The organism is Allorhizobium borbori (genome assembly GCF_014196535.1).
Classification (GTDB): domain Bacteria; phylum Pseudomonadota; class Alphaproteobacteria; order Rhizobiales; family Rhizobiaceae; genus Ectorhizobium; species Ectorhizobium borbori.
Window position 1 is genome coordinate 94,758 of record NZ_JACIDU010000016.1, and the last position, 26,263, is coordinate 121,020.

General features: G+C 62.3%; 22 protein-coding genes. 10 read left to right on the forward strand and 12 right to left on the reverse strand.

Annotated features, from left to right (window positions below):
• Positions 1 to 16 precede the first annotated feature (16 nt).
• The 5 genes from GGQ66_RS17870 to GGQ66_RS17890 form a co-directional block, all read right to left on the reverse strand.
• Positions 17 to 403: an acetone carboxylase subunit gamma gene (locus GGQ66_RS17870; protein ID WP_237358978.1), complete on the reverse strand. Its 387-nt coding sequence runs from the start codon at positions 401 to 403 to the stop codon at positions 17 to 19.
• Positions 404 to 420: 17 nt separating this feature from the next.
• Positions 421 to 2,355: a hydantoinase/oxoprolinase family protein gene (locus tag GGQ66_RS17875; RefSeq protein WP_183794138.1), complete on the reverse strand. Its 1,935-nt coding sequence runs from the start codon at positions 2,353 to 2,355 to the stop codon at positions 421 to 423.
• A 470-nt stretch (positions 2,356 to 2,825) separates the two neighbouring features.
• The gene (locus GGQ66_RS17880) at positions 2,826 to 4,079 is read right to left on the reverse strand and encodes a Na+/H+ antiporter NhaA (protein ID WP_183794140.1); all 1,254 of its coding nucleotides are present in this window, start codon (positions 4,077 to 4,079) and stop codon (positions 2,826 to 2,828) included.
• 90 nt (positions 4,080 to 4,169) lie between these two features.
• A complete protein-coding gene (locus GGQ66_RS17885) occupies positions 4,170 to 5,753 on the reverse strand; it encodes a gamma-glutamyltransferase family protein (RefSeq protein ID WP_183794142.1) in 1,584 nt (527 codons plus the stop codon).
• Positions 5,754 to 5,779: 26 nt separating this feature from the next.
• Positions 5,780 to 6,610, reverse strand: a complete 831-nt coding sequence (locus GGQ66_RS17890; RefSeq protein WP_183794144.1) for a sulfite exporter TauE/SafE family protein — start codon at positions 6,608 to 6,610, stop codon at positions 5,780 to 5,782.
• A gap of 114 nt (positions 6,611 to 6,724) precedes the next feature.
• On the opposite strand from GGQ66_RS17890, the gene GGQ66_RS17895 reads away from it, so the two are divergent.
• Positions 6,725 to 7,381, forward strand: a complete 657-nt coding sequence (locus GGQ66_RS17895) for a GntR family transcriptional regulator (protein WP_210287315.1) — start codon at positions 6,725 to 6,727, stop codon at positions 7,379 to 7,381.
• Between the two features lie 7 nt (positions 7,382 to 7,388).
• Here the strand turns inward: GGQ66_RS17895 and GGQ66_RS17900 are convergent, their stop codons facing one another.
• Entirely contained in the window at positions 7,389 to 8,831 is a 1,443-nt protein-coding gene (locus GGQ66_RS17900) for a M20 family metallopeptidase (RefSeq protein ID WP_183794149.1), read from the reverse strand.
• 297 nt (positions 8,832 to 9,128) lie between these two features.
• Here GGQ66_RS17900 and GGQ66_RS17905 point away from each other — a divergent pair, with 297 nt between their 5' ends.
• Positions 9,129 to 9,407, forward strand: coding sequence for a hypothetical protein (locus tag GGQ66_RS17905; protein WP_183794151.1), 279 nt, complete (start codon positions 9,129 to 9,131; stop codon positions 9,405 to 9,407).
• Between the two features lie 8 nt (positions 9,408 to 9,415).
• On the opposite strand, the gene GGQ66_RS17910 is transcribed toward GGQ66_RS17905, so the two are convergent.
• On the reverse strand, positions 9,416 to 10,540 hold the full coding sequence (locus GGQ66_RS17910; RefSeq protein ID WP_183794153.1) for a TDT family transporter: 1,125 nt from the start codon (positions 10,538 to 10,540) through the stop codon (positions 9,416 to 9,418).
• A gap of 107 nt (positions 10,541 to 10,647) precedes the next feature.
• Between GGQ66_RS17910 and GGQ66_RS17915 the strand changes: the two genes are divergently transcribed.
• Entirely contained in the window at positions 10,648 to 11,538 is an 891-nt protein-coding gene (locus GGQ66_RS17915) for a LysR family transcriptional regulator (protein WP_183794155.1), read from the forward strand.
• Positions 11,539 to 11,600: 62 nt separating this feature from the next.
• On the opposite strand, the gene GGQ66_RS17920 is transcribed toward GGQ66_RS17915, so the two are convergent.
• The gene (locus GGQ66_RS17920) at positions 11,601 to 11,990 is read right to left on the reverse strand and encodes a helix-turn-helix domain-containing protein (protein WP_183794158.1); all 390 of its coding nucleotides are present in this window, start codon (positions 11,988 to 11,990) and stop codon (positions 11,601 to 11,603) included.
• A gap of 367 nt (positions 11,991 to 12,357) precedes the next feature.
• Between GGQ66_RS17920 and GGQ66_RS17925 the strand changes: the two genes are divergently transcribed.
• Positions 12,358 to 13,071: a GntR family transcriptional regulator gene (locus GGQ66_RS17925; RefSeq protein WP_183794160.1), complete on the forward strand. Its 714-nt coding sequence runs from the start codon at positions 12,358 to 12,360 to the stop codon at positions 13,069 to 13,071.
• Between the two features lie 24 nt (positions 13,072 to 13,095).
• Here the strand turns inward: GGQ66_RS17925 and GGQ66_RS17930 are convergent, their stop codons facing one another.
• The 3 genes from GGQ66_RS17930 to GGQ66_RS17940 are packed head-to-tail and all read right to left on the reverse strand — an operon-like array spanning position 13,096 to position 15,552.
• Entirely contained in the window at positions 13,096 to 13,596 is a 501-nt protein-coding gene (locus GGQ66_RS17930; protein WP_183794162.1) for a heme-degrading domain-containing protein, read from the reverse strand.
• Complete coding sequence (locus GGQ66_RS17935) at positions 13,587 to 14,651, reverse strand: oxidoreductase (RefSeq protein WP_183794164.1); 1,065 nt, start codon at positions 14,649 to 14,651, stop codon at positions 13,587 to 13,589. Before GGQ66_RS17935 ends, GGQ66_RS17930 begins: the two co-directional genes overlap by 10 nt.
• Positions 14,644 to 15,552 carry an ROK family protein gene (locus tag GGQ66_RS17940; protein ID WP_183794166.1) on the reverse strand — a complete coding sequence of 303 codons (909 nt, stop codon included), beginning with the start codon at positions 15,550 to 15,552 and terminating at the stop codon, positions 14,644 to 14,646. Before GGQ66_RS17940 ends, GGQ66_RS17935 begins: the two co-directional genes overlap by 8 nt.
• Before the next feature lie 248 nt (positions 15,553 to 15,800).
• Here GGQ66_RS17940 and GGQ66_RS17945 point away from each other — a divergent pair, with 248 nt between their 5' ends.
• Together GGQ66_RS17945 and GGQ66_RS17950 are read left to right on the forward strand one after the other, a co-directional pair.
• Entirely contained in the window at positions 15,801 to 16,853 is a 1,053-nt protein-coding gene (locus GGQ66_RS17945; RefSeq protein ID WP_183794168.1) for a LacI family transcriptional regulator, read from the forward strand.
• 117 nt (positions 16,854 to 16,970) lie between these two features.
• On the forward strand, positions 16,971 to 19,673 hold the full coding sequence (locus GGQ66_RS17950; RefSeq protein WP_370686385.1) for a DNA translocase FtsK: 2,703 nt from the start codon (positions 16,971 to 16,973) through the stop codon (positions 19,671 to 19,673).
• A gap of 69 nt (positions 19,674 to 19,742) precedes the next feature.
• Here the strand turns inward: GGQ66_RS17950 and GGQ66_RS17955 are convergent, their stop codons facing one another.
• Positions 19,743 to 20,201 carry a BA14K family protein gene (locus GGQ66_RS17955; protein WP_183794170.1) on the reverse strand — a complete coding sequence of 153 codons (459 nt, stop codon included), beginning with the start codon at positions 20,199 to 20,201 and terminating at the stop codon, positions 19,743 to 19,745.
• Between the two features lie 602 nt (positions 20,202 to 20,803).
• Here GGQ66_RS17955 and repA point away from each other — a divergent pair.
• The 4 genes from repA to GGQ66_RS17975 all read left to right on the forward strand — a co-directional run bounded on the left by repA (position 20,804) and on the right by GGQ66_RS17975 (position 26,212).
• Positions 20,804 to 22,075, forward strand: a complete 1,272-nt coding sequence (repA, locus tag GGQ66_RS17960) for a plasmid partitioning protein RepA (protein WP_183794172.1) — start codon at positions 20,804 to 20,806, stop codon at positions 22,073 to 22,075.
• Positions 22,076 to 22,081: 6 nt separating this feature from the next.
• On the forward strand, positions 22,082 to 23,122 hold the full coding sequence (gene repB / locus GGQ66_RS17965) for a plasmid partitioning protein RepB (RefSeq protein WP_183794174.1): 1,041 nt from the start codon (positions 22,082 to 22,084) through the stop codon (positions 23,120 to 23,122).
• Positions 23,123 to 23,736: 614 nt separating this feature from the next.
• A complete protein-coding gene (gene repC, locus GGQ66_RS17970) occupies positions 23,737 to 24,963 on the forward strand; it encodes a plasmid replication protein RepC (RefSeq protein ID WP_183794176.1) in 1,227 nt (408 codons plus the stop codon).
• An 88-nt stretch (positions 24,964 to 25,051) separates the two neighbouring features.
• Positions 25,052 to 26,212: a M20 family metallopeptidase gene (locus GGQ66_RS17975; protein ID WP_370686386.1), complete on the forward strand. Its 1,161-nt coding sequence runs from the start codon at positions 25,052 to 25,054 to the stop codon at positions 26,210 to 26,212.
• The last annotated feature ends 51 nt before the right edge of the window (positions 26,213 to 26,263 follow it).

Sequence of the window (26,263 nt, forward strand, 5' to 3'; positions counted from 1 at the left end):
GCGCGGGGCGCCGGCATCAGTGGCCGTGGCCGCGTCCGGGCACGACGGCGGGGCCGGCGTCCGGCAGCATGTCCGGGCCTCGCCTGGCCCACTGGGCCTTCAGTGCGGGCACATCGACCTGCATGTCCTGCAACGGCGGATGGCCGGGAATGGCGTATTCCGTCTCCACCTGCGTGCCGCAGTTCGGGCAGCAGAATTCGAGAATGCGCACCCATTCCGGGTCCGGGCTGAAGGTGAAGCGGTAGCGCTCCGGATCGAGGATCGGTGGATGGATCTCGCGCGGATCACGGTTGTGAACCAGAAGCCCTTCCTTGTAGTTGCCCTCGGCAGGCGCGATCTCGTGGTCGCAGACCCGGCATTCCCATTTCTCCTTGTCGAGATCGATGCGGAGATATTCGGTCATCGGAATTTTCATGGTGGTCAGTCCTCCCGTTCCAGAATGATGTCGCCCGCCTGCGAGACGACGAAGCCCCAACCCGCCGGCACGCGAGCCGTGAAATAGTCCTCCTCGAGGATCGCCGGTCCGCTGGCATGATCGCCCGCCGCCATCGATGCGAGGCGATAGACCGGCAGATCGACGCGCCCCTTGCCGGCCACCAGAACGTTGCGCTTTCCATCGGCTTTCGCTTCGGCCCTGCGCGGGAAGCCGGTATGACGGGTTTCGTCGTGACGCAGGCTCTTCACAGCGCTCAGTTCCAGTTCGATCGTGGAAGCCTGCGCCAGTTCCGCCGGGAAGTCGGGCGCATCCCCCAGCGGCACGATCTTCTCGCCATCCGCCGTGCCGACGACGAGGCGGGCGGTGACCGTATAGCTGCCCTCCTTGAAACCCTCGGCGAACATATCGCGGGCAGCCTTGCGCTTCAGGGCGTCCAGAGCGGCGGCAAGCCCCGGTGTCGAGCGGTCCTCGAGCGTCACGGCATAAGCCTGCGACACATCGCAGGAGCCGATACCGTAGGCGGAAAACACCGCCGCCATGGCCGGCACGGCAACCCGGCGGATGCCCGCCTTGTCGGCCACGCCGCAGGCGTTCAGCGGCCCGGCGCCGCCGAAGGCCAGCATCACCGTGTCCGGTCCGATCTTCGTGAAGCGGTGCAGTTCATCGGCGATCTTCGCCTCATAGGCATCCGCCATGGCGAGGATGGCGGTATCGAGGTCGGTGCCGAGCGGTTCGGCGATATTGCCGCGCACGGCCGCTTCGGCGCGGCTCACATCGAGCCCCATGCCGCCGCCGAAATAGGAGACGGGATCGAACAGGCCGGCCAGCAGGCTGGCATCCGTGATCGTCGCTTCCTTGCCACCGCGACCGAAGCAGGCCGGTCCCGGCAGGGCGCCGACGCTTTCCGGGCCGATGGCGATATGACCGTCCTTTACCTTGAAGATGGAACTGCCGCCGGCTCCGGCACTCATGATTTCGCACAGCGGGAAGGACACGCTGATACCTTCGACATGACCGCGCCGGATTTCGGCAACCTTCCCATCCGTGCATTGGCCGATGTCGGTCGTCGTGCCACCGACATCGATCGAAACGGCATCGCGGAAACCGTAAAGCGCCGAAAACGCCTTCACGCCCTCCATGCCACCGCGCGGGCCAGACGAATAGGTCTTGATCGCCACCGTCTTCGCCACGCGCGAGGCGTCGCCATCATTGCGGAAGATCAGCAGCGGGTTCTTGGTGCGAAACGCCCTCAACCGGTTTTCGGCATTGTAGAGAAAAGCCTCCATCGAAGGGTGCAGGAAGGAGTTGATGAGCGCCGACCAGGCGCGACGATCGACATTGCGGTCGCAGGTGAGGTCCGTTGCGTAGAGAACCGGAACGGCCCCCAGAAGATGGCGCGGATATTTGCGCAGCACGATCTTCTTGACCCGCTCCTCGGCCTCCAGGAAACCGGCACCGCCAAGCGAGACGACCAGACGGTTCGCGCCCCGGGCGGCAAGCTGGTTGATCACCTTGACGACCTCAACCTCCGCTTCCGGCTGGTTCAACGTGGCCAGATCGATGAAGCCGACACGGTCGCCCACCAGCGCCTCGAACACTTGCGGGTCGTGCGCCTTCAAGGCGGCCGGCAGATCCGCTGAACCGGTATCGAGAATGAGGCCGAGCTTCGGTCCCTTGCGTTCACAGATGGCATTGGTGCCCTGCGTCGTGGAGTAGCGAATGAGATCGACTTCTTCGAGCAGCCGCTTCACATCTGCCGCGCCATAAACCACTTCCGACGCCTTCTGCAGCCCTTCGAAGAAGCATTTCGAAAGATCGTAAGGGGTGGTCAGAACCTTGGTTTTCTTCACACCGCTGTCCGACATGATGCATACGTCGGTCAGTGTGCCGCCATTATCGATATTGATTTGCAACGCCATCGCGCATTTCTCCTCCCGTTCCTGTCTGGTGGGATACGCGGTTACGGCACGCGGCAGGCTCCTCCCCGCGGCACCGGACCGTCTGTCCCGCTGACAAGAGAAGCAGGTTCGCTTCCATGCGGCTTCGCGGCCGAACGGACTTGATCAAGTCATTGAAAAATAAAATTTATATTTTCGAGATCACGAACACCGCCCCCGCGCGCAATCTACGCCGTCCGGTTTTCGGACGGCCATGCGGCGTTGGCGTCCGGAATAAGGAGGCCCGGTGGACGGTGCGGTATGATCACGGAGAGAACAGACGTCCGTCTTCGGTTCTGCGGCTATCCGACGGCTGTTTCACAGCGGAAGGATTGCCGGCGTTTGCGCGCCGGCATTCGGTTGAGGATGGCGCAGACAATGGCGGCACCCAGTGGTGCCGCCCCAATCGATCGTTGGCGTATTCAGCACCCTGAGGACGTCATCGCCCTCAATCAGACTGCGTCGATCTCCGTCTTGCGTTTCACGGCGAAAAGCTTGCCCGCGACCAGCGAAACCGCCGCCGCACCGAAGGAGAACAGAGCGCCCATCTTGGCCGCATCCTGTTCGGCGCCGGGCGGGAAGGCGACACCAGCAACGAAAAGCGCCACCGTGAAACCAATGGCCGCCACGCAGCCGACGACCGGCAGGTCGGCGAGCCGCATGCCTTCCGGCAGGCCGAGGCCGAGCGGCCTGGCGGCCAGCCAGCCCATGAAGCTGATACCGAGCGGCTTGCCGATGATAAGACCGGCCAGCACCAGCCACGTGGCTTCATCCATGGCCGAGAATTCGACGCCGGCATTGGCAAGGCCGAACAGCATGAGGATGATCTGCACCGGCCCCTTCATCGCATGTTCCATGAGGTTGAGAAGATCGGTCTGGTAGCGCTCTTCCTCTGCGAAGATGCCGAAGTCGGTTTCGGCATGCGGAATGGTCGGGATGATCGGCAGAAGGCCGAGCGCCGGGTGAATGCCCGCCTCCTGGAAGCCATACCAGCTCAGCGCCCCGCCGATGAGATAGGGCCAGAAGGACAGGTTGCGCCGCACGGCGCTGGACACCGGTTTGCGCGGGTTCTGCCCATCGAGAATGCGGGGCAGACGGTTTGCGAGAAACCACACGCCAAAGGCAGCGGCAACGGACAGAAGCAGCCATACCGGCGCCAGATCGCCCTGCGGATAGAAGATCGCGAGGATGATGAGCCCACCGGCATCGTCAGCAATGGCCAGCAACAGCAGGAACATCACCGCCGGATGACCGGCCCCGAAGACGAGACGGCCGACGAGATAGGAAAAGGCAATATCGGTTGCGGTCGGGATGGCCCAGCCATTGGCCAGCATGGCGAACTTGCCGAGAAGGAAGGCGCCGAGCAGATAGACGGCCACCGGCCCCAGCATGCCGCCCACCGTCGCGATCAGGGGCGAAAGCGCCTTCTTGCCGCGCAACGAGCCGTTCTTCAGCGCCACGGCTTCCCATACTTCCTTGCCGGCAATGGCGAAGAAGAAGGCCATCAGAATGTCATTGATGAGATAGTGCAGCGTCAGCGTGCGGTGACCATCGTGCAGATGGCCGATGAACCCACCCTCCCAGAGCGGATATTCAACGATGGCATGATAGCTGTCCGGCGTCGTGTTCGCCCAGACCAACGCGGTGATCGCGCCAAATACGAGCAGCAGCGAGTACTCCTGCAGAAATTTCCAAGTGCGGTACATCTCGTCTCCCATCATCCAGTTAGGGGAGGTGTAGGCCGCATTTTGACATCAGGCAAGAAGCGGGGCGGCGAAGGCGCCCCGCAGCCAAGTTCAAAAGCCGAGCGCCGAACCGTCCTTGCGCTGGTCGGAACCACCCACCAGAAGGCCGCGGGCGTGATCGATGAAGATGGCCTGAGCGCCGCCCATCGGGCTCGTGAGGCGACTGACCTTGTGGCCGATCTTCTCCAGCGCGGCAATCGCGGTGTCGGAAACGGTCGGCTCCACATCCAGCACGCCGCCAAAGGAGAAGCTGCGCGGTGCGTCGATGGCTTCCTGCACGTTGAGGCCCCGGTCGAACATGCCGGAGAGGAAAGCGGCGTGGCCGGCGGCCTGATACTGCCCGCCCATGACGCCGAAGGGCATGACGACCTTGCCGTTTTCGCGCACCATGCCGGGAATGATGGTGTGCATCGGGCGCTTGCGCGGGCCGATGGCGTTCGGGTGCCCCTCGATCAGCCGGAAGGAAGAACCGCGGCTGTGCAGCAGAATGCCGGTCTTCGGCTCCAGCCGCGTCGAACCGAAGCCGTGGAAGATCGAATTGATGAAGGAAATGGCATTGCCATCGCGGTCCACGACGCTCAGATAGATCGTGTCCTTGTGTTCCGGCTCGTTCCACAACGCCGGCGCCAGAACGCGGTCCATGACGATGCGGCTGCGCAGCTTCGCCGCAACATCCTCGGCCAGCAATGTTTCCGGCGCATAGGGCAGCGTGGACGGATCGCAGATCAACGCGTCGCGGTGGTAATAGGCAAGCTTGGCCGCCTCGGCATGCAGGTGGATGCGCTCCGCCTCGCTGCAACCGGCAAGATCGAAGCCCGACAGCGTATTGAGCATGAGAAGGGCTGCCAGCCCCTGCCCGTTCGGCGGGCATTCGAGAACCTCCCGGCCGCGATAGACCGTCGAGATCGGCTTGACGTAGTCGGCGCCATCGACGGCGTTTTCGAAATCATCCATTTCATGCAGGCCGCCGAGTGCCTTCAGGTGCGCCACCAGCGCTTCAGCCGTCTCGCCGGTGTAGAAGCCGGCCGCCCCCTTGTCGGCGATCAGGCGAAGCTGCTTGCCGAGCAGCGGCTGGGCATGACGCTCACCCGCCACCGGCGCGCGGCCGCCCGGCAGGAACACGGCGGCGGCATGAGGATCATCGGCGACCGCCGTTTCGAGCGCCCAGTCGAAGGCGACGCGCGGCGTAACGGGATAGCCGTTTTCGGCATAGGTAATCGCCCGCGCCAGAAGCCGGTCAAGCGGCAGACGGCCATGATCGCGATGCAGCTTCGTCCAGGCGGCAATGGCACCGGGAACGGTAACGGCGTGCGGGCTGTTACGCGGGATTTCGGTATCGAGACCGGCCGCCTTCAGCTTTTGCACCGTGGCGGCAGCGGGTGCACGGCCCGAGCCGTTGACGGCGATCACCTCACCCCCATGGGGGGCGTAGAGGGCGAAACAATCGCCGCCAATGCCCGTCATCAGCGGATCAACGACGCACTGCACAGCGCAGGCGGCAATGGCCGCATCGACGGCGGTTCCGCCGGCCGCGAGAACATCGAGACCGGCAGCAGTGGAAAGCGGATGCGACGTGGCAATCATCGCCTCGCCGGCGAGCGCCGGATCGCGTCCGGGCTTGAAGAAGTTGCGCATGGTTTCCTCCCGGAAGTGGACGCGGATCAGCCCGCGAAAAGTGGCCAGAGCATGCGGATCGACGTGATCATCAGGAACACGGCGAAGGCGCGCTTGAGATATTCAGGTTTCAGGCTGTGGGCGAGTTTGACGCCGAGCTTGGCCGTCGTCATCGTCAGCGGAATGATGAGGGCGGCCGCGAGAAGGTTAACATAGCCGAGCGACAGCGGCGGCAACCCCGCCTCCCCCCAGCCGGTGATGACGAAACCGATGACAGCCGGCAGCGAAATGATGAGGCCGAAGGCCGACGAGGAGCCCACCGCCTTGTGAACGGGGTAGGAATAGGCCGCCAGCGTCGGCACTGTCAGCGATCCGCCGCCAATGCCCATTAACGATGAAATGAAACCGATCATGCCGGGAACGCCGAGCCTGAACGGTATGCTGTACGGCAGATGTTCACCGAGAACGATCTTCTTCGGCAGCAGCATGTTGACGGCGACCGCCAGCGCCACAAAGCCGAACACGGATTTCAGGCTGGCGCCGCTGATGAAGTGGGCAGCGATACCGCCGATGGCGGCACCGAATGCCACATAGGGTGCCCAGGCGCGGATGAGATCCTTGTCCATGGCGCCACGCTTGTTATGCGCGCGGAGCGAGGTGATGGATGTGGGAATGATGGTCAGAAGCGAGGTGCCAACCGCCACATGCATCGCGACATTGGGCGAAAATTTCAGGAATTCCAGCATGAAGGAAAGAACCGGCACGATGACGATGCCTCCGCCGACGCCCAACAGACCGGCCAGCACACCCGCAAAGGCGCCCGTTACCGCAAGGCCTGCGGCGAACAGAAGGAACGACTGAAGATCAAGCGCTTCCACGGAATTTCACCTCAAAATATCTCTGGCGGCATGAGTGCATGATATGTATACATATCGCAAGTCAATAATACCGAAGCGACCAGAAGAATGCAAAAATCTTCCAGAGACGGCGCAATGGAGGAACCATCCGGCAAGGCGGCAGACGAAGTTTACGCCGCCGTGGTGGACTGGATTGTCGAGGGACGGCTGAAGCCCGGTGATACGCTGAACGAAATGGCGCTGGCCGACAGCTTCGGCCTGTCGCGTACGCCGGTTCGTGAGGCGCTGCAGCGCCTGACGCTTGAGGGCCTTACCGAACGCGGCGCCCGGCGCGCCTTCCATGTGCGGCGGCTGGAACCGCTGGAACTGGGCGACCTGTTTGAAGCCATGGGTGAGATCGAGGCGCTCTGCGCTCGCCTCTCGGCCCAGCGCATGTCCCCGCTGGAACGGGCACGGCTCTCGGCCCTCGTCGACGAAGGCCAGGCCGCTGCCGAAGCAGACGACACCATCGCCTATACCGGCATCAATGCCCGCTTTCATCTGGCTTTGTTCGAGGGCGCACACAATGCGAGCCTCAGGGAAATCGCCCTTTCGCTACGCATGCGCACCATGCCCTATCGCGACGCCCAGTTTCGCCAGACCGAACGGCTCTCCTCGTCCCAGACGGAACATCGCCGCATTGTCGATGCAGTCATGACCGAAGACCCGGAAGCGGCTTTCGCGGCCATGCGCGCGCACATGACCGCCACCTCGCTCAACATCACCCGCATGCTGGAAGCCGTGGGCAGTTGAACCCGGTTCACTCCGCCGCGATGTTCCAGCCTTCCGGTGCGGGGACCAGCGGCGGATCGATATCGGGCGTCAGCGGGTTGGCGAAGGGACGCCCGCGCAGCGCTGACTTGTGATCGGCCTTCGCGGCCTCGATCCGGGCCGGATCAAGAAGGAGCGCAGCAGCGGTCGAGGCCATGATCTTCGCCGCATGTTCCATACCCTTGTGGGCAGCGGGCAGCTTGCCCTGCGCCACCATCTGCCAGCTATGGAACGATGTACCGACGGCGCATGTCGCACCATACATCTGCACCGTCGGCACCGCCCAGCTTACCGTGCCCACATCCGTCGAGCCGATCAGGGCGGGATCGCCGCTGTTGAGCGGCAGAATGCGGTCGCACAGCACCAGCCCGTCTTCGGGCGGCATCCTGTGGGTGGCAAAGCAGGTGGCGATATCCTCCGCACTGAACGTGGTCTGGAACTTCGCCGCCATCTCCCGGTCGGCGGCATCGAACGGGGCGGGGCCGAGACGTTCCAGCTCACCCTGCATCAGCGCCTCCAGCGTATCGTTGCCCAGCAGGTTGGCCTCACCGGATACCGGCTCGCACACCACGGTCGTCTCGGTCATCAGGGCCGCGCCTTCGGCCACCTTCTTCACCCGCTCGAACAGCGTCTGCATCTCGTCCAGTTCGCGGGCACGCACCAGATAGCGCACCGTGGCCTTGGCCTGAACGACATTCGGCGCAACGCCACCGGCATCGATCAGGGCGTAGTGCACGCGCGCCGTGGACGGCATATGTTCGCGCATGTAGTTGACACCGACATTCATCAGTTCCACCGCATCGAGCGCCGAGCGCCCGAGATGCGGTGCGGCGGAGGCATGCGAAGCACGGCCGGTGAAGTGGAACAGCACTTCGACACAGGCGAGCGACACCGGGTACATGACACAGGTGAACGGGCCGGGATGCCAGGAAATGGCGATGTCCACATCATCGAACAGGCCTTCGCGCACCATGAAACCCTTGGCCGAACCGCCCTCTTCCGCCGGGCAGCCATAATAACGGATGCGACCGGGGCGGCCGGTTTCGGCCAGCCATTCCTTGACCGCCGTCGCCGCCTGCAACGCGGCCGTGCCGAGCAGGTTGTGGCCGCACCCGTGACCGTTGCCTCCGGCCTCCAACGGCTTTTCCTCGGCAATGCAGGCGGCCTGCGAAAGACCCGGCAGCGCGTCATATTCACCGAGAATGGCAATGACCGGGCCTCCCTCACCCGCCTCGCCAAGAAGGGCGGTGGGAATGCCGCCGACGCCACGGCTGACCTTGAAGCCCATGGCCTTCATCACCTCGGCGTGGGAATCACTGGAGCGGAATTCGCCGTAGTTCAGTTCCGGCGTGTCCCACACCCGATCGGCCAGCTCGATGAATGTCAGGCGTCTGGCGTCCACCAGGTCCCAGATGCGGTCGGAATTCTGCACGGAATATCCCCTTGCGGCGTTATTTTCGAAGCGTTCGTTATAGGCCGGAGCGGTGCTGAAGGAAACGGTTTCGTGACACCGGTGTTACAGACAGCATGCCACCGTGAATTTCGTGCCGTAATTTTGGTGCACACGGCATTGCAATTTTTCGGATATGTCGTCAGAGTCAAACTTGCAAAATAGGGATGAAATGGGGCGGGTCTGAAGAAGCGGGGGCTTTGCCGGATAGTCCAGGGGACATTTGGAGACATTATGGAATCAATCGCGCAGGGGCCGCGCGAGGAGACATTCCGGCGCATGTTACGCTTGCTGTCTGAAGTCAGACAGACGGCTGGAGAACTGGATCTTTCCGATGTGGGCCATTTGGTTGAAATGGCGATTCTGGATGTCGCGGTGCGTTGGGAAGGGCTTGACCCGGATACGATCAACGACGCCAAGCTGGAAATGATCGCAAAGACGCGGCTCAAACAGGCTTGCGAAGTCCGCACCGGCGCCACCGTCTATCGCATGGATGAGTGGACGGTCGGGCCGCAACGCCTGCCGTTCGCTCCTCGCGGGCCAAAGCTTGTCGAATAGCCGTCAGGCTACGCGATACAAGGATCGTTGAAAAGCCGGCCGTTGATGGCGCCGGCAACCGTGCGCGCCGCCACGACAAGCCAGATCACCACGAGCAGGCAGACCATTCCAGCCCCGGCCACGGGAAACAGGCCGAGCGGCAGGATCGCACCAATCTTCAGTGTCGCCAGCGCATAGACGCCGAGCGGGAACGTATAAGCCCACCAGCCGAGATTGAAGGGCAGGCCAAGGCGTATCTGCCGAAGCGTGACCAGAAGCGCGGTTGCCAGCCACCAGACACCATAGCCCCACAGCGCCAGCGCACCCAGCAGGGCAGCGCCCGTCAGCGGCTGCGCCAGAGTTCCAAGCCCGCTGGCATTCAGCGCCTGTGGCCCATTCAGTGCGATCAAGGCAAGACCCAGCGCGCCGGTGCCGATAGGCCCGAGGGCCAGCCAACTCGTGGCCGCCATCGCCGCCGGAGGCAGCTTGTAAAGCACCATGCGCAGAAACAGGATGACCAGAATGCTGAGGGCAAGAGGCACCGAACAGGCCCACAGTGCAATGCAGACGACCAGCATGGTGAGTGCAGCTTGCGGATCGGCAAGATGCGGCAAGAGCAGCAATCCGCTGGCAGCGGCAACCTCGGCTGCGACCACGGGCAGAAGCCACACCGCGCTCATATCGCCAATCGCATGGCTCTGGCGGGTAAACATGAGGAACGGCACGCCGATGCCGACGGCCAGCGCCAGCATCGCATCGACAAACCAAAGGGTTGTGGCAAGCCCGGTCGCCGCCGTTTCACCGTAGAGAGCCGGACCATACATCAGAGTGGCATTGATGATGGTCGCAAGCGCCATCGGGATCGTTCCGAGAAACATCGACTGGACCGGATGCGCGAACAACCGCGCGGCGAGGTGAGGGTGCAAAACCCATTTCAGGGCATAGGCCGAGGCGAGCAGCAGAAAGAGCCCGGTATTCGCCAGATAGAGTGCCTGCCCCGCGCCATGCAGCAAAGGCGACGCCGGGAATTGCCCGAGCGCCACGGCCAGAATGCCGGTGCCCATGCTGGCGGCAAACCAGTTGGGTGTGAAATGGAGGATGATTTCGGCGATGCGGCCTGTGGGCGGTGCGCTGAGTATGATCGGGTCCGGCATGATTTTCGTCCGTTACTGCAATAGGAAGAAAATATTTCCTTCAAATACGCATTTCCAACGCATTATTCTTGTCATATCATTCGATAAAATCGAACGGTTTGTGGCTTATGACGCTTGAGCAGCTCCGCATTTTTCTGGAAGTGGCCGCACTGGAGCATGTGACAAAGGCGGCCCAGCGCCTGAACATGACGCAATCGGCCGTCAGTGCCGCCATCACGGCGCTGGAGGTGCGGCATGGCATCGTCCTCTTCGACCGGGTCGGACGTTCCATCGTGCTGAACCCGATGGGCCGGCAGTTCCTGAAGCAGGCGCAGGACGTCATAGCCAGCGCCCGGGCGGCGGAGGCGGCACTGGCCGACCTCTCCGGCCTCCAGCATGGCGAACTCACCATTATGGCCAGCCAGACAATTGCCGGCCACTGGCTGCCGGCCCGGCTGGTGGCTTTCCGGCAGGCAAGGCCCGGCATTCGGCTCGATGTGAGGATCGGCAACACGACAGAGGTGAGCGAAGCGGTGGCCGAAGGTCAGGCGGAACTCGGCCTCATCGAATGGCCGAGCCCTCGACGTGGTCTTTCCATGAACCCGATTGCCGTGGACGAAATGGTCGTGGTCGTCGCACCGACCCATCCCTGGGCCCGGCGCACGGAACCGGTGGCCCGGTTTTCCGAAAGTGTCTGGGTTCTGCGCGAACCGGGTTCCGGCACACGTCTCGCCTTTGAGGAAATGATCGCGCAGGCCGGCCTTGGCATCGGTGACCTGGACATTGCGCTGACGCTGCCGGGCAACATGGCGGTGATCGGTGCTGTCACGGCCGGTCTGGGTGCAACACTCGTCTCGCGCAGCGCAGTCGCCGCGTCAATGACTGCCGGCTTTCTCGTTGAAGCGCCCGTCAAACCGGTGCCGCGACCCTTTTTCGTGCTGAAACATGCCGAGCGTTATCATAGCCGTGCCGCTCTGGCCTTCGAGACCTTTCTGGAGGAGCATGGCACGGATACGTAAACGCAAACGGCCCGTGCGCCATTTCACCGGCGCCGGGACGTTTGGAGAGCCAACCTTGAGTATCAGGCTTCGGGGCTGCCGCTGGCGATGGTCTGGACGAGGCGCAGGATGTTTTCGCGAATGCGCTCGTCGGCAATGGAGAAGAAGGCTGCGTTGAGCAGGAGACCCTGACGCGAGGTGATGAAGTTCTTCGAAACCGGCTGGTTGTCGTTATTGCCGGCTTCTTCCTCAAGCCCGTCGAAAAACAGCCTCACATCGACATCCAGCGCGCGGGCAATTTCTACGAGCTTGCTGGCGCTGACGCGGTTGGAACCACGTTCATATTTCTGCACCTGTTGAAACGTCACACCGATGCGATTGCCAAGTTCGGTCTGTGACATTTTCTTCATCGTGCGCTGGACGCGGATTTTCTTTCCGACCTCGACATCGACTTTGTGGGGTTCAGCTTTCATAGACGGCATTTTCCTTGTTCGATTTTCGTTAGCATGGCGTCCGACGCCCCCTATTGGTCGGATTGCCCAGCCATACTGGCACATCTGTATCTCGCGTGCTTCTAATCCGCAACCGGTTAACGGCAACTCGACGGTAATCCTCTCCTGTTGCGTAAAAAAAGCGCTTCATTTTTGGGAGTATGCGCCGTTTCGATACGCATTTAACACCGCGCTTTGATGCGCCTTGTCCATGCTGCGCACAGAGCGTTTCAATCGTGAACGGGGATTGTAGGCAATTGTATGCGATATTTTATCGTCAGGAGCAACTTATCGATTTGCGGCAAGCCCAACGCGCGCTAAATAGAATTGAAGATGCGGATATATCGACATGAACATTGCCGACACCAATATCAATACGACGGACATTCAGCCTGAAGACCGGGCCCAGCATATCCGTGACAACTTGCGCAGCGCCATCGCCGACCGCCGGCTGGCGCCGGGTACGAAGCTTTCGGAAGCGGAAGTGGGAACCCTGTTCGATGTCAGCCGCACCGTGGTCCGTTCCGCCCTGCAGATGCTCGCCTTCGAAGGGCTGGTGCGTATCGAGCGCAATCGCGGCGCCTTTGTCTCCAACCCGACGCCCGAAGAAGCCCGCGAAATCTTTGCCTCGCGCCGCCTCATCGAACCGGGCATCGTGGCCGCCGCAGCCGCCAGGGTGACGGCGCAGGATATCCGCGACCTGCGCAACCACCTCAAGGAAGAAGAGTTCTACATGAACCAGCGCGGCCCGGATGCGCGGCGTGCTGAAATCAAGGCCTCGGGCGAGTTCCACCTCAAGCTGGCGCTGGTGGCCGGCAACACCATCCTCATCAAGTTCATGGATGAGCTGGTGGCGCGCTCTTCGCTCGTCATTGCGCTTTATGGCCGCTCCGGTGTTTCAAGCTGCGGCCATGGCGAACACGGCGCGCTGATCGACGCACTCGAAAAGGGCGACGTGGAAAAGGCACGGCACCAGATGCTGCACCACATCGACCACATCGAAGCCGATCTCGATCTGCGCACCACCGAAGGCCTCGCGCTCAAGGACGCGCTGATGCTTTGAGCATCGGGGCATAGCCCCCTGCCCTCACACCTCGGGCCCGAGGGCGTAGTCAACAAAGTCCTTTCCCAACATGCGGCACAGCGCCTCCACCACCGTCTCATGATCCTGCCGTTGCGGCAGGCCGGAAATCGTGATGCAGCCTATCACGCCGGCGCCAGCGACCCGCAGCGGGAATCCGCCGCCATGCGCCGCGTAATCCGCAACCGGCAAACCGCTTCGCGCATCAAGTGTCGTTTCCTTCAACCGCATCTCCAGACCAACGCGGTAACTGGACTTGTGGAAGTGTTTGACAACATTGAATTTTCTACGCATCCAATCGACGTTCTCCGGCGTCGTTCCGGGCGTTGCGGCATAAAAAAGCGGTCGCGTGAAATCTCGAATATCAATAGTGAGGCCCCACGCGTTGTTTTCCGCAAGCCTGCGTAACGATGTGCCAAGTTTGAAAGCGGTATTTTCGGTAAATTCGGGAAAGACCAGAGCCTGTTCCTGCCGCGCGATGCGGTCGATGTCTTCCTTCAGGCCCATGCGGATTTTTCCTCCTCGGTCAGTGGCAAGGTAACGCTCCGCCCCTCGGCGGAGGAAATCTCTGCGGCTTCAAGAACGGCCATCACCGCCAGTGCCTGAAGCGGGGTGACGGGATTACGTCCCTCACCCCTGAGCGCGCGAGCGATATCGCGATAGTAGCCGCTCTGATCGCCGGCGGGGGATGGCAGGTTGCGCTCGCCCTCACCATCGAAGAACACGACCGGATCGTCATCCTGCCCGAAGCCAGGCAAGCCGGGACGCATGCCGGAAAGAAGCTGCGCCTCCTGCGGATCGAGATGGCGTTTTACGAGACTGCCCTTTTCGCCGTGAACCGTGAAGCGGTTGACCCCACCTGCGACGAGCATCGCCCCGTGCAGAACCGCCTTGGTCGTACCGTAGTCGAGGATGACGTGGGCATAGTCGGTCGTCTGCCCGCCGGCACGCTGCGTGGCAATGGTGGCCGTCACCATCTGCGGCAGGCCGAGAATCTGCAGGGTCTGGTCGACGAGATGGGGCCCCAGATCGAACCAGAGACCACCGCCGGGCACTGCCCGCTCACGCCAGCGATTTCGAACGACCGGGCGGAAGCGGTCGAAATGCGTTTCGAAATGCACCACCCGACCGATCGCACCGCTGTCGATGGCAGCCTTCACGCCGCGAAAATCGGTATCATAACGCCGGTTTTGGAAGACGGACAGCAGCCGATCTTCGGCTTTGGCAAGGGCGACGAGGTCGCGCGCATCGGCCAAGGTCAACGTAAACGGCTTGTCCACCACCACCGCCTTGCCGGCTTCCAGGGCCAAGCGGGCGAGCGACGCATGGCTGTCATTCGGCGAGGCGATGACCACAAGGTCGATCTCATCCGACATCGCGAGTTCTTCCGGCGTGGAAAAAACCCTGATGGCGGGGAAATCAGCCAGCACCGCTTCCGGTCTGGAGGACGAAACTGCCGTCAGCGCCAGATCCGGCACGGCGGCAATCAGCGGCGCGTGAAAGGTCTTGCCGGCAAAACCATAGCCGATCAAGCCGACGCGGATCGGTTTGTTTTCACTCATCATTCTCTTCCTTCCAGAGCCAGGCCGCACCGCGCACGCCTGAACTGTCGCCATGAACGGCTTTGCGGATCGGTGTCATGAACCCGTCACCGAAGACGTATTTCGGGATCAAACGCGGCAAGTCATCGTAAAGTTCATCGACATTCGACATGCCGCCACCCAGCACGAAAACATCGGGGTCGACCACATTGGTCAAGAGCGTCAGCGAGCGTGCGAGACGGTCGGCAAAGCGCTCATAGGCGGCTTGCGCAACCGGATCGCCAGCGCGCATATCGGCGATGATGGCTGCGGCGCGCTTCGTTGTGCCCGTCGTCGCACCATAATCCAGTTCGAAACCGGTGCCGCAGGCATACATATCGAGACAACCGCGCTTGCCGCACCAGCATTGCGGCCCCGGATATTCCTGCGGTGTCATCCACGGCAGGGGATAGTGTCCGATCTCGGCGGCCACGCCCTGAAACCCGGCGTGAACACGCCCCTTTATGGCGATGCCGCCGCCATGGCCGGTGCCGATAATGACGCCGAACACGACATTCGCGCCGGCGCCGGCACCATCGACCGCCTCTGACACCGCCAGACAATTCGCGTCATTGGCAATACGCACCCGCCTGTCCAGCACCCGTTCAAGGTCGCGACCAAGGGGCTTGCCGTTCAACAGCACGGCATTGGAATTGCGCACCAGCCCGGTCTGCGGCGAAGGGCTGCCGGGAATGCCGATACCAAGCGGACCGGCTCTTCCGGCTTGCCGTTCGGCCTCGCGCACCAGTTCCTGCGCCGCATCAAGGCAATCCTCATAGCGGGTCGCAGGCGTCGAAACCCGGTGCCGGGCCTGAACCTCGCCCCTTGCGTCAAGGGCGACGATTTCCATCTTGGTGCCACCCCAATCGATGCCGAAAAGCATATCGTCACCCGTCCTCCTGCCCCGAACGGTCCATGACCGCTCCTCTTTTGCGAGGCTGCTTCCGGCGATTGTAACGTTATAAATATATGGACTGTCAAGCAGCACGCCTTATACCAACCGAACCGATCGGTTCGGTCATCCCCATGAAAATAATGGACTTTACGAACGGTATATCGGTCGGCACCCTTGAAAAGGGCAAAACGCAAACGTTATAATTGCACACCACAGACCGGAAAGGCGGGGAGCGCATGGCGGATGGGGAAGCGACGAAACCACCGATCCGGACCGGGCGCAGGCGTCCCTCCAGCAAACCCACGCTCAAGACGATTGCGGATCTGACCGGGCTTGCCATCACCACCGTTTCCCGCGCTCTGGCCGGCGCCCCCCAGATCGCCCTTGAAACGCGCGAAAGGGTGCGTGCCGTGGCAGACGAGATCGGCTATCAGCCGGATCGTGCAGCCCTGAGGCTACGCACCGGCCGCACCCATGTCATCAGCCTGATCCTCGACCCCCACGACGAAATCATCGGTTACGGTACCTCGATGATCAATGGATTGATGCAGGCACTGCGCGGCACCGCCTATCATCTGGTCGTGACGCCGCACTTTCCGGGTGTGCCGGATGTCGAACCGGTGCGCCATATCCTCAAGAACAACATGGCGGACGGCCTTCTCTTTGCCCGCACCGGTCCCTTCGATGAACGGGTAAAACTGCTGACGGAAACGGATTTTCCCTTCGTCAGCCATGGCCGCACCGAATTCTTCACGCCGCACGCCTTCGTGGATTACGACAATACCGGCTTTGCCCAAAAGGCGACGGAAAGCCTGATCGCCAGCGGCTGTCGGCGGCCCGCGCTCATTCTGCCGCCGCGTCGCTACACCTTCGCCCAGCACCTGCTTTACGGCTTCATGACCGCGGTGCGCGCGGCCGGCGTCGATTACGAGATCGTCGATGCCGTCACGCTCGATTCGCCTTCCGACGAAATCCGCCGCTTCTTCTCGAATCGATTCGCCGCCTCCGACTGTCCGGACGGCGTGGTCTGTGGCGGCGAGGTTTCGGCCCTTGCCGTCATGGCTGCGGCCTCGGATCTCGGGCTTTTGCAGGCCGGAACGGTAAAAATCGTCACCAAGCAGACCTCGGGATTGTTCGATGAAGTGCGCCCTCGGATCGGCTCGCTTTACGAGGATCTGTCCGACGCCGGACGGCTGATGGGAGAATTCCTGCTGCGCCGGATTGCCGGGGAACCCGTTGAAAATCTCCAGCATATTCAGCAGGTTCAGGCCCGCCCATCCCTCTCGTGAGAGGCCCTTTCCCAGCCGTCCGCTTCCCCCGATGCGCGCATCTGAAAGGGGAATTTAACCTTTATTTTCTATTACTCGTGGACCGCGTGTTGCATTTGTCTCTAGTGCAGGTTCCCCATGAGTTCACATCACAATTCCGCCTATCCCTCCTTCGATCATCAGGGGAACATGGAGGAGCCGGATCATCCGGCGCCGGTGCAACTGCCGGAGTGGCAGAGCGCCTTCACGCTGGCTTCCAATGTCCGTTTCTCCCGCACACCGGAAAGCGAACTGCAGAAGCGCCGCACGCCGGTTGAACCGCCCAAGGATACCTATGCTGCCCGCCGCGCCGCGGAGCGTGCCGCCGAACAGGAGCGGATCGCCGCTGCCGAAAAGGCTGCCGTCGATAGCCTGCTTTCCAACCGCGCCCGCATGGCCGCCAACCAGCCGCTGACGGACCTGCAGGCGGCGTTGCCCGTGCCCGGCCAGGAAGCCGCCCAGCCCATGGTGACACCGGCCATGCTGCAGGACATCGCCCGCGTCGGCATGCGCACGCCCTTCTTCGCGCCGATCGATGCCGAAGCACCTGAACCCTCTGCCGAGATGGACGTTGTGGCACCGCCCGAGGCCTCCCTCCCCGCGCCGGAAGCGCCGGTGGTGGTTGCCGCGCAGCCGGACGCCCCGGCCCGCGAAATCCCGGTCTGGGTGTCGGATTTCGCCTTCTTCGAAACGCTGGGCCAGGGGGCAGATTTCGGTGAAATCGTGACCCGCGCGCCGCTGCCGCGCTTTGCCTTCAATGCGCCGCAGGGGTCGGTCGTCGCGCTTTATCGCGAAATTGCGCTGAAGCATGCGCCCGCCACCCGCACCGCAGTAGAGGCCACCCCTGCGCCGCAGGAAGATCCGCGCCGCGACTGGATGAAGCTCCCGCCCGCCACCCTCGCTCCGGCTCAGGTCTGGTTCGGCGAACTGACCGACGTCAGCTTTGGTCCGCGTGAACCCGCGGTCGAGATTGAAGAAGCCGTTACTGTTGCGGCCGTTGAGCAGGTCATCGAGACCCCGGCGCCTGCCCATCAGCCGGACGCTCCGGTCGTCGCGGAAGGCCCGGTTTCCATCGAACCGGCATCCGAAGCCCCTGCCTTTCTGCCGAGCTTTCTCGCCAATCTGCCGACCCCGGCGACCTTCGAGGCCCCTGCCCCGGAGGCCCCCGTGGTGACCCCGGCAGCGGTGCCGATGCCGGTTGCCGCTCCCTTCGTGCCCCGCCCGCTCAACCGCCTGGTGGATGATTACGGCCCTTACGAATTCCCGCCCGTTGCGCTGCTGCAGGAACCAGCCGGCCAGCGCGCCGAAGCCATGTCGGCGGAAGCGCTGGAACAGAGCGCCGGCTTGCTGGAAAGCATTCTCGAAGACTTCGGCGTGCGCGGCGAAATCATCGACGTGCGCCCTGGCCCGGTCGTGACGCTTTACGAATTCGAGCCTGCGCCCGGCGTGAAATCCTCGCGTGTCATCGGCCTTTCCGACGATATCGCCCGTTCCATGTCGGCGCTTTCGGCCCGCGTGGCCGTCGTGCCCGGCCGCAATGTCATCGGCATCGAACTGCCGAATGCCGTGCGCGAAACCGTGTTCTTCCGCGAACTCATCGAATGCGAGGAGTATTGGGAATCGAAGTACAAGCTGGCCGTCTGCCTCGGCAAGACGATCGGCGGCGAACCGGTCATCGCCGAACTCGCCAAGATGCCCCACCTTCTGGTCGCCGGCACCACCGGTTCGGGCAAATCGGTCGCCATCAACACCATGATCCTTTCGCTGGTCTATCGCCTGCGTCCGGAAGAGTGCCGCCTCATCATGGTCGATCCCAAGATGCTGGAGCTTTCCGTCTACGACGGCATCCCCCACCTTTTGACCCCCGTCGTGACCGACCCGAAGAAGGCCGTGATGGCGCTGAAGTGGGCCGTGCGCGAAATGGAAGACCGTTATCGCAAGATGTCGCGTCTCGGCGTGCGCAATATCGACGGCTACAATGCCCGCGCGGCGGAAGCCCGCGCGAAGGGCGAGGAGATCACGGTTCAGGTGCCTTCCGGTTTCGACCGCTCCACCGGCGAGCCGACCTATAGTGAAGAGGCCATGGACCTCTCGCACATGCCCTATATCGTCGTCATCGTCGATGAAATGGCCGACCTGATGATGGTCGCCGGCAAGGAGATCGAAGGCGCGATCCAGCGTCTCGCCCAGATGGCACGCGCCGCCGGTATCCACCTCATCATGGCGACGCAACGCCCCTCGGTCGATGTCATCACCGGCACGATCAAGGCGAACTTCCCCACCCGCATCTCCTTCCAGGTGACCTCGAAGATCGACAGCCGCACCATTCTCGGCGAACAGGGCGCCGAACATCTGCTCGGTCAGGGCGATATGCTGCATATGGCCGGCGGCGGACGCATCAGCCGCGTTCACGGGCCCTTCGTCTCCGACCGTGAGGTCGAGCATGTTGTCGCGCATCTGAAGCGCCAGGGCCGTCCGCATTATCTCGGCACGGTGACGGAAGAAGAGACGCCGGCAGAAGACGTCGCTGCTGCAGACGAGCCCGTCTTTGACAAGAGCGCACTCAACGAAGAAAGTGGCGATGACCTCTACGAAAAGGCCGTGAAGGTGGTGCTGCGCGACCGCAAGTGCTCGACCTCCTACATCCAGCGCCGCCTTTCGGTCGGCTACAACCGCGCCGCCTCGCTGGTGGAACGCATGGAGCAGGAAGGTCTGGTCGGTCCCGCCAACCACGTCGGCAAGCGGGAGATCATCAGCGGCGGACGCGACGCCGCACCGCCACCGATCAGCGAAGACGACTGATCCACCAATTCTCGAAACCAAAGAAGGGGCGGCCTTGCGGTCGCCCCTTCTCGTTTATGCGTTGGGCGCTCAGTAGGAATAGGGCGAGACGCAAACCCTGTAATAGCCGGAACTGCTCAGGAAGCGGTTTGTTGCCGGATTATAGGAACGGTAGCGACTGAGGCACCACTCCACATGTGCGTTCATCCGCGGGCGGGGTCGATAAACCGGCGGCGGCGGTGGCGGGCGATAGTAACCCGGCGGTGGCGGCGGGGGACGGTAATAGCCAGGAGGCGGTCCCCAGCCGGGCGGAGGCGGAGGCGGCCGATAGCCGCCCCAGCCGGGAGGCGGTGGCGGGCGGTAATAGCCCGGAGGAGGCCCCCAGCCCGGCGGTGGCGGTGGTGGCGGCCCCCACTGGGCGAGCGTGATATCGCCGGCGGGCACGGATGGCAGTGCCGGCGCGGCAGGCATGCTGAAGGCCGGTGCAGCTTCGGCGGCGACGCCGAGGCCAATCATGCACAGGGCCAGAAACCTCCCGGTTCGCGTCATGACAATTCCTCACTTTCTCGAACGGAATTGATCTTGTTCCTCACCAGTGGCCGTGCTCGATCTTCATTCCGCTCGGCTCGGTCAGGCGAGTGGTTCCACGCTAATCCTCCGACGATGAACGGACGATGAAAAGCGCGATGTCTCCACATCCCCGTTGACAGCTGTCAACCGAGCCTTGTCGGCGACAGAGCGTTGACAGCTGTCAACGGCAGGCGCGCCGTAAAAACGGCCAGACAGTGACAACGGTTCCCGGCCCTTTCCGATTTCATTCATCCCCGTGGCGCAAAAGCAGCGTACACTTGGCTGCGTGGTTCATGAGGAGATGGAAATGCCCCGGCCAAGTCCCTGTCATAAATGCCTTGACCCGACTCGCAAGCTTCTGCACCTTGCCGGTGTTACGGATTTCGGCAGAGAAATTCGCGTTCGTCGTAAATCGAGCGCTGGACTGTCAGCAACGATGCGTCCCGTATATACTGAGTAACAGAATCGGTTTCGGCCGGTTCATTCTGCCTGAGGCGATCCCGGTGATGAAGATCACAGTCGCATTCGGCGAAAAGATGAATGGAACGCAGGCCATTGCCTGCAAATGAAATGAGGTCGGCATGGCGGTAACGCCCGATACAGCAACGGTGAGGATCGAAGACGGCGCGGGTCGGCAATCTGCCGACATCGCCATTGCCGCCGATGCCCACGCGCTTTCCGACCAGCTCAAGGCTATGCGCGAGCGGCTGTTTCCGCCGACAGCGCAAAAGACCCTGCGTGCTTTTTCTTCCGGTGAGGCCGCACGTCTCATCGGCGTATCCGATGGCTATCTTCGCCAGCTTTCGCTGGCCGGCGAGGGGCCGCAGCCTGAGACCGGAAATGGCGGCCGACGCTTCTATTCCTTGGCCGACATCGGGGCGCTGCGCCGTTATCTGGCCGATCAGGCGCTCGCCAAAGGCAACACGTCCAAGGCGCGGATCTACCTGCCCTGGCGCGACGAGGCGGCGGGCGAGCATCTTCAGGTCATTTCCGTCACCAACTTCAAGGGTGGTTCCGGCAAGACGACCTCGGCGGTTCATCTCGCACAATATCTGGCGCTGACGGGCCACCGGGTTCTCGCCATCGATCTCGATCCGCAGGCCTCGCTGTCGGCGATGTTCGGCTATCAGCCGGAACTCGACCTTTCCGGCAACGATACGCTTTATGGCGCCATCCGTTATGACGGTGAACCGCGCCGGCTAAGCGAGATCGTGCGCAGCACCTATTTCCCCGGTCTCGATCTCGTGCCGGGCAATCTGGAACTTCAGGAATTCGAGCACGCCACGCCGCAGGCGCTTCTGCGCCGTCAGGAAGGGCACGATATCGGCCCGCTGTTCTTTGCCCGCATCCAGGCCGCCCTGACCGATGTGGCCAAGGATTACGATGTGGTCGTCATCGACTGCCCGCCGCAGCTTGGCTATCTCACCCTTTCGGCGCTTTGCGCCTCCACCTCCGTCCTCGTCACCGTGCATCCGCAGATGCTCGATGTCGCCTCCATGAACCAGTTCCTGTTCATGACGGCCGACCTGCTTGGCGTGGTGCGGGAAGCCGGCGGCGAACTGAACTTCGACTTTCTGCGCTATCTCGTGACCCGTTTCGAGCCCAATGACGGCCCGCAGGCGCAGATCGTCGGCTTCATGCGCTCGCTGTTCGGCGGGCGCGTGCTGACCGCGCCGATGGTCAAGTCGACGGCGATTTCCGACGCCGGCCTGACGAAGCAGACGCTTTACGAGGTCGGCCGTGAGAATTTCACGCGCACGACCTATGACCGCGCGATGGAATCCATGAATGCCGTCAATGCCGAGATCGAGGCGTTGGTGCATGCGGCCTGGGGCCGCGAGAAGAGGGGGTAAGACAAGGTGGCAGGCATCAATCGCAAGAACGAGCTCAAGGCCCTGTTTGGCGGCTCTCTGGCACCCGCTGTGCCGCAAGTTGCGCCGGAAACCAAATCGGTTCCGGAAACGGCCGTGCCGGCAACGCCCGAACATTCTCGTTCCGGTGCCGTCAAGGCCATGGGGCTGACGCTCGGCGCCATGACGCGCGAGGCGGAAGAAGCCCGCAGCCTGCGCAATGCACTCGAAAAGGGCGAACGGGTCGTCGCGCTCGACCCCGCCGCCGTCGATGGTTCCATCGTGGAAGACCGCCTGACCGTTGCCGGCCGGGCCGATGAGGATTTCGAGCGTCTGGTGGACAGTATCCGCGAGAGCGGCCAGCAGGTTCCGATCCTCGTTCGCCCTCACCCGACCGCCGAAGGCCGTTACCAGACCGCCTATGGTCACCGCCGCCTGGAAGCGGCCCGACGCCTCGGCATCAAGGTTCAGGCCGTTGTCCGTACCCTGAGCGACGATGCACTGGTTCTTGCCCAAGGCAAGGAAAATGCCGAGCGCCGCAACCTGACCTTCATCGAACGCGCGTTGTTTGCCAGCACGCTGGTCGCCCGCGGGTTCGACCGTAAGGTCGCCGGTGAGGCGCTGGCCGTGGAAAAGAGCGAGCTTTCCCGCCTGCTGCAGGTGGCGGAAGCCGTGCCCGTTCATATCGTTCGCGCCATCGGCCCCGCGCCGAAGGCCGGTCGCGACCGCTGGATGGCTCTGGGATCGCTTGTGTCGAGCGAGGCGGGTCTTGCCAAGGCCGAGGAGGAAGCGAGCTTCATGCGCTTTGCCGAAGCCGACAGCGACAAGCGCTTCCAGTTCATCTTCAACCGCCTGACGGCCAGAGAAAAGCCGAAGGCGAACAAGGCACGCGAACTGACCGATGGAAAGGGCCGTGTCTTCGCCCGGCTCGTCTCCTCGGCCAAGGGCGCGCGGATCGAGTTTCTGCCCGACGCCTCGGCGGAAACCGTGGAACAGGCGGCAGAGCTTCTCGCACGCCATTTCGCGGAGCTGGGCACGCCTCGGGCGTAAAACATACGCCGTCAGGGTATCTTGACGGTGAAGGATTGCAGGACCGGGCTGATGTTGCGCTTACCCGGCTTTGCGTAAGGAGCGGTCGCTTTCCGTGCCTCGGGGCCGGGCGGCGATCAGATGAAACCGAAGAAAGGACCACGAGCGCAAGAAAAAAGGCCTCCAAAACGTCGCCGTTTCAGAAGCCCTCTTCAATGTAGCAATTCAAGAGAATCACTTCGAACGGTCAAAGTCAAGCACCGGCTCAACACAAGATGAGTCGGAATGGGTATCCTTTTGTTTGCAAAGGACATTCACGTTCGATTTCTTGTGTGGAACCGTCAGGATCGGTAACGAATTTCGCCCGGCATGGATAATTGCTGGCGGAAACCGGAAGTGATTTGCTCAAAACAGACTGAAAACATGCCGACTGACGCTGAGGCGGGTTTGCATGAATGACTGTTTGTATCTTTCACATCCTTTCGCTGCCGTTGAGCATTCCCGTGTGGCGCTTTTGCGTTGCGCGTCGATCATTTGCCTCCTCTGAAAAGCGTCCTGCTTTTCGGATCGATGATCTGTGGCTTGATTCCGATGTTTTGCCGGGTCGCTTGCCCTCCATAGGGAAGGGACCGATCATGACGGAAAGACTGGCAACGACGCCTTTTGGCGGCGGTCGGATGCGTGCGGACATTTTCAGCCTGCAACGGCGCACGACAAAACGTCAGGAAGCCATCGCTGCCGGCCATGGCGGCAACAATTCCGGTCAGGCCGACAAGTGGGAGCTTCTGCGTTCCCTTGCTGATGCCCGTGGTCACTATGGTCTTTCCGACCGGGCGCTGACCGTCCTTGACGCACTGATGAGCTTCCACCCTCAACGTGTGCTCGACGGGCGGACGCCGATCATCGTGTTCCCATCCAACCACGAGCTTTCGCTGCGGTCGCGTGGCATGTCCGGGGCAACGCTGCGCCGGCATATCGCAGCCCTCGTCAGCGCCGGTCTGCTTTTGCGGCGCGACAGCCCGAACGGCAAGCGCTATTGCCGCCGCGATGGCGATGGACAGGCTGAACAGGCCTTCGGCTTCGATCTGGCACCGCTTGCCCTTGCCGCCAACGAGATCCATGCCGCTGCCGAACAGGTTCGCGCCGAGGCAAAGGCCGGGCGGATCCTGCGTTCGGAGATCACCCTGCACCTCAGAGACCTCGCAAAGACGCTGGAGGCCGCCCAGGACGCGCAAATGGCGGGTTCGTGGGGTGACTACGCCTCGCGCCTCGAAAGCCTCTCAGGGCGCCTTTCTCGCGCCGCAGACAAAACCGGGTTGATCGAACGCCGGGATGCACTCGTGAGATTGCGGGCCGAGGTGGAAAACGCCTATTTCACCGCGCTCGAACCGCGGGAAATGAGCGCCTGTGATGCTGAAAATGAGCGGCACATTCAGAATTCAAACATAGATCATCCAATTGAAACCCGACAGGTGCAGACCGAAACGAAACCATCTGCGGTTTACGATGGAACCGACAAGCGAAAGAACACCGGAAAAGGCGAACAGATTGCCCTGACGACGCTGCTTTCGGCCTGCCCAACCATTCGCGACTACTCGCGGGACGGGATCACATGCTGGAGAGAAGCACGGGGAACTGCCGAACTCGTCCGTTCCATGCTCGGTATCACCCCTTCTGCGTGGCGTGATGCGCTGGAGACGCTCGGAGAGATTTCCGCCATCACGGTTATCGCTGCCATTCTGGAACGGGCCGAAGATATCCGGTCGCCGGGCGGTTATCTCCGTGATCTCACGCGAAAGGCGCAGAAGGGTCAGTTTTCCATTCACCCGATGCTGAACGCGCTGCGCAGCGAGATGCAATGATGGAATTCGAGAAAAGCGGTTGCATCCAGCTTTTGGTCCGGGCCAATATATCGGTTCCCGTTCCCTCCGCAAACGACAGGTGATTTTCGTGACTGCTTCCAACCCCGCTCTGACTGTTCTGCCCGGTGATATCGATGAAGCCGCGCTGCTGGCCGAACTGAAGGCATGGGTGGACATCGAGAGCCACACACCGGACGTGGCTGGTGTCAATGCCATGGCGGACCGTGCGGAAACCTATGCGAAGGCCTGTGGTTTTGCCGTGGAACGACGGCAGGGCAAGCCGGGATATGGCGATGTTCTGATTGTCCGCTCCGGTGAGGCGGACGAGAGCGAAAAGGGACTGTTGATCCTCGCCCATCTCGATACGGTTCACGCCCGCGGCACGCTCGCCAACAAGCTGCCCTGGCGGGAAGAGGCAAACCGCATCTACGGTCCAGGCATCTACGACATGAAATCCGGGGCACTGATGACGCTTGAAGCGCTGAAACTGGCGCTCGTAACCGGTAACGGGCCAAAACTGCCGGTGACGATCCTGTTTGGGCCGGATGAGGAAACGGGCAGCATCAGTTCCCGCGATGTGATCGAGGCGGAAGGCCGCAAGGCTCGATATGCTCTGGTCGTGGAACCAGCTCGCGATGGTGGCAAGATCGTGGTTGCACGCAAGGGTGTCGCAATCTTCGACATCGGCGTTTTTGGCAAGGCATCCCACGCCGGCACCCATCCGCAGAACGGGGTCAGCGCCATCCGGGAAGCGGCCCGTATCATCCTCAAACTGGAAGCGCTAACCGATTTCGACCGCGGTATCACGGTCACAGTCGGCCAGATCGAAGGCGGGGCTGGGCGCAATATCATCCCGGCCGAATGCCATTTGAAGGTGGATGTTCGCCTGCCGGATGCGGCGGCCGAGCACGAGGTTCTCGCCTTCATCAACGGTTTGAAGCCGGAAGACGAGCGGGTCCGCCTCGAAGTCAGCGGCGGCATGAACCGTCCGGCCTTCCCGCGATCGGCGGCGGGTGATGCGCTCTTTGCCCATGCCCGTGCGGTCGCGCAATCCCTCGACATCGATCTGGTCGGCGTCACGACCGGTGGAGGATCGGACGGCAATTTCACCGCCGCACTGGGTGTCGCAACGCTTGATGGGTTGGGTGCGGACGGTGCCGGCGCCCATACCCATGAGGAATATATCCTGAAGGACAGCGTAGGACCGCGCACCGCGCTGCTGGCAAACCTGATCCTGAGCCTCGAATAGGGCAATCACCAACAACAAAGGCCCCGGTTTTGCCGGGGCCTCGTTCATTCT

Excerpts from the sequence above, each read along its gene's own strand:
- GGQ66_RS17870 (WP_237358978.1), bottom strand. The coding sequence starts at position 403 with ATGACCGAATATCTCCGCATCGATCTCGACAAGGAGAAATGGGAATGC.
- GGQ66_RS17875 (WP_183794138.1), bottom strand. The coding sequence starts at position 2,355 with ATGGCGTTGCAAATCAATATCGATAATGGCGGCACACTGACCGACGTA.
- GGQ66_RS17880 (WP_183794140.1), bottom strand. The coding sequence starts at position 4,079 with ATGTACCGCACTTGGAAATTTCTGCAGGAGTACTCGCTGCTGCTCGTA.
- GGQ66_RS17885 (WP_183794142.1), bottom strand. The coding sequence starts at position 5,753 with ATGCGCAACTTCTTCAAGCCCGGACGCGATCCGGCGCTCGCCGGCGAG.
- GGQ66_RS17895 (WP_210287315.1), top strand. The coding sequence starts at position 6,725 with ATGGAGGAACCATCCGGCAAGGCGGCAGACGAAGTTTACGCCGCCGTG.
- GGQ66_RS17905 (WP_183794151.1), top strand. The coding sequence starts at position 9,129 with ATGTTACGCTTGCTGTCTGAAGTCAGACAGACGGCTGGAGAACTGGAT.
- GGQ66_RS17910 (WP_183794153.1), bottom strand. The coding sequence starts at position 10,540 with ATGCCGGACCCGATCATACTCAGCGCACCGCCCACAGGCCGCATCGCC.
- GGQ66_RS17915 (WP_183794155.1), top strand. The coding sequence starts at position 10,648 with ATGACGCTTGAGCAGCTCCGCATTTTTCTGGAAGTGGCCGCACTGGAG.
- GGQ66_RS17920 (WP_183794158.1), bottom strand. The coding sequence starts at position 11,990 with ATGAAAGCTGAACCCCACAAAGTCGATGTCGAGGTCGGAAAGAAAATC.
- GGQ66_RS17925 (WP_183794160.1), top strand. The coding sequence starts at position 12,358 with ATGAACATTGCCGACACCAATATCAATACGACGGACATTCAGCCTGAA.
- GGQ66_RS17930 (WP_183794162.1), bottom strand. The coding sequence starts at position 13,596 with ATGGGCCTGAAGGAAGACATCGACCGCATCGCGCGGCAGGAACAGGCT.
- GGQ66_RS17935 (WP_183794164.1), bottom strand. The coding sequence starts at position 14,651 with ATGAGTGAAAACAAACCGATCCGCGTCGGCTTGATCGGCTATGGTTTT.
- GGQ66_RS17940 (WP_183794166.1), bottom strand. The coding sequence starts at position 15,552 with ATGCTTTTCGGCATCGATTGGGGTGGCACCAAGATGGAAATCGTCGCC.
- GGQ66_RS17945 (WP_183794168.1), top strand. The coding sequence starts at position 15,801 with ATGGCGGATGGGGAAGCGACGAAACCACCGATCCGGACCGGGCGCAGG.
- GGQ66_RS17950 (WP_370686385.1), top strand. The coding sequence starts at position 16,971 with ATGAGTTCACATCACAATTCCGCCTATCCCTCCTTCGATCATCAGGGG.
- GGQ66_RS17955 (WP_183794170.1), bottom strand. The coding sequence starts at position 20,201 with ATGACGCGAACCGGGAGGTTTCTGGCCCTGTGCATGATTGGCCTCGGC.
- repA (WP_183794172.1), top strand. The coding sequence starts at position 20,804 with ATGGCGGTAACGCCCGATACAGCAACGGTGAGGATCGAAGACGGCGCG.
- repC (WP_183794176.1), top strand. The coding sequence starts at position 23,737 with ATGACGGAAAGACTGGCAACGACGCCTTTTGGCGGCGGTCGGATGCGT.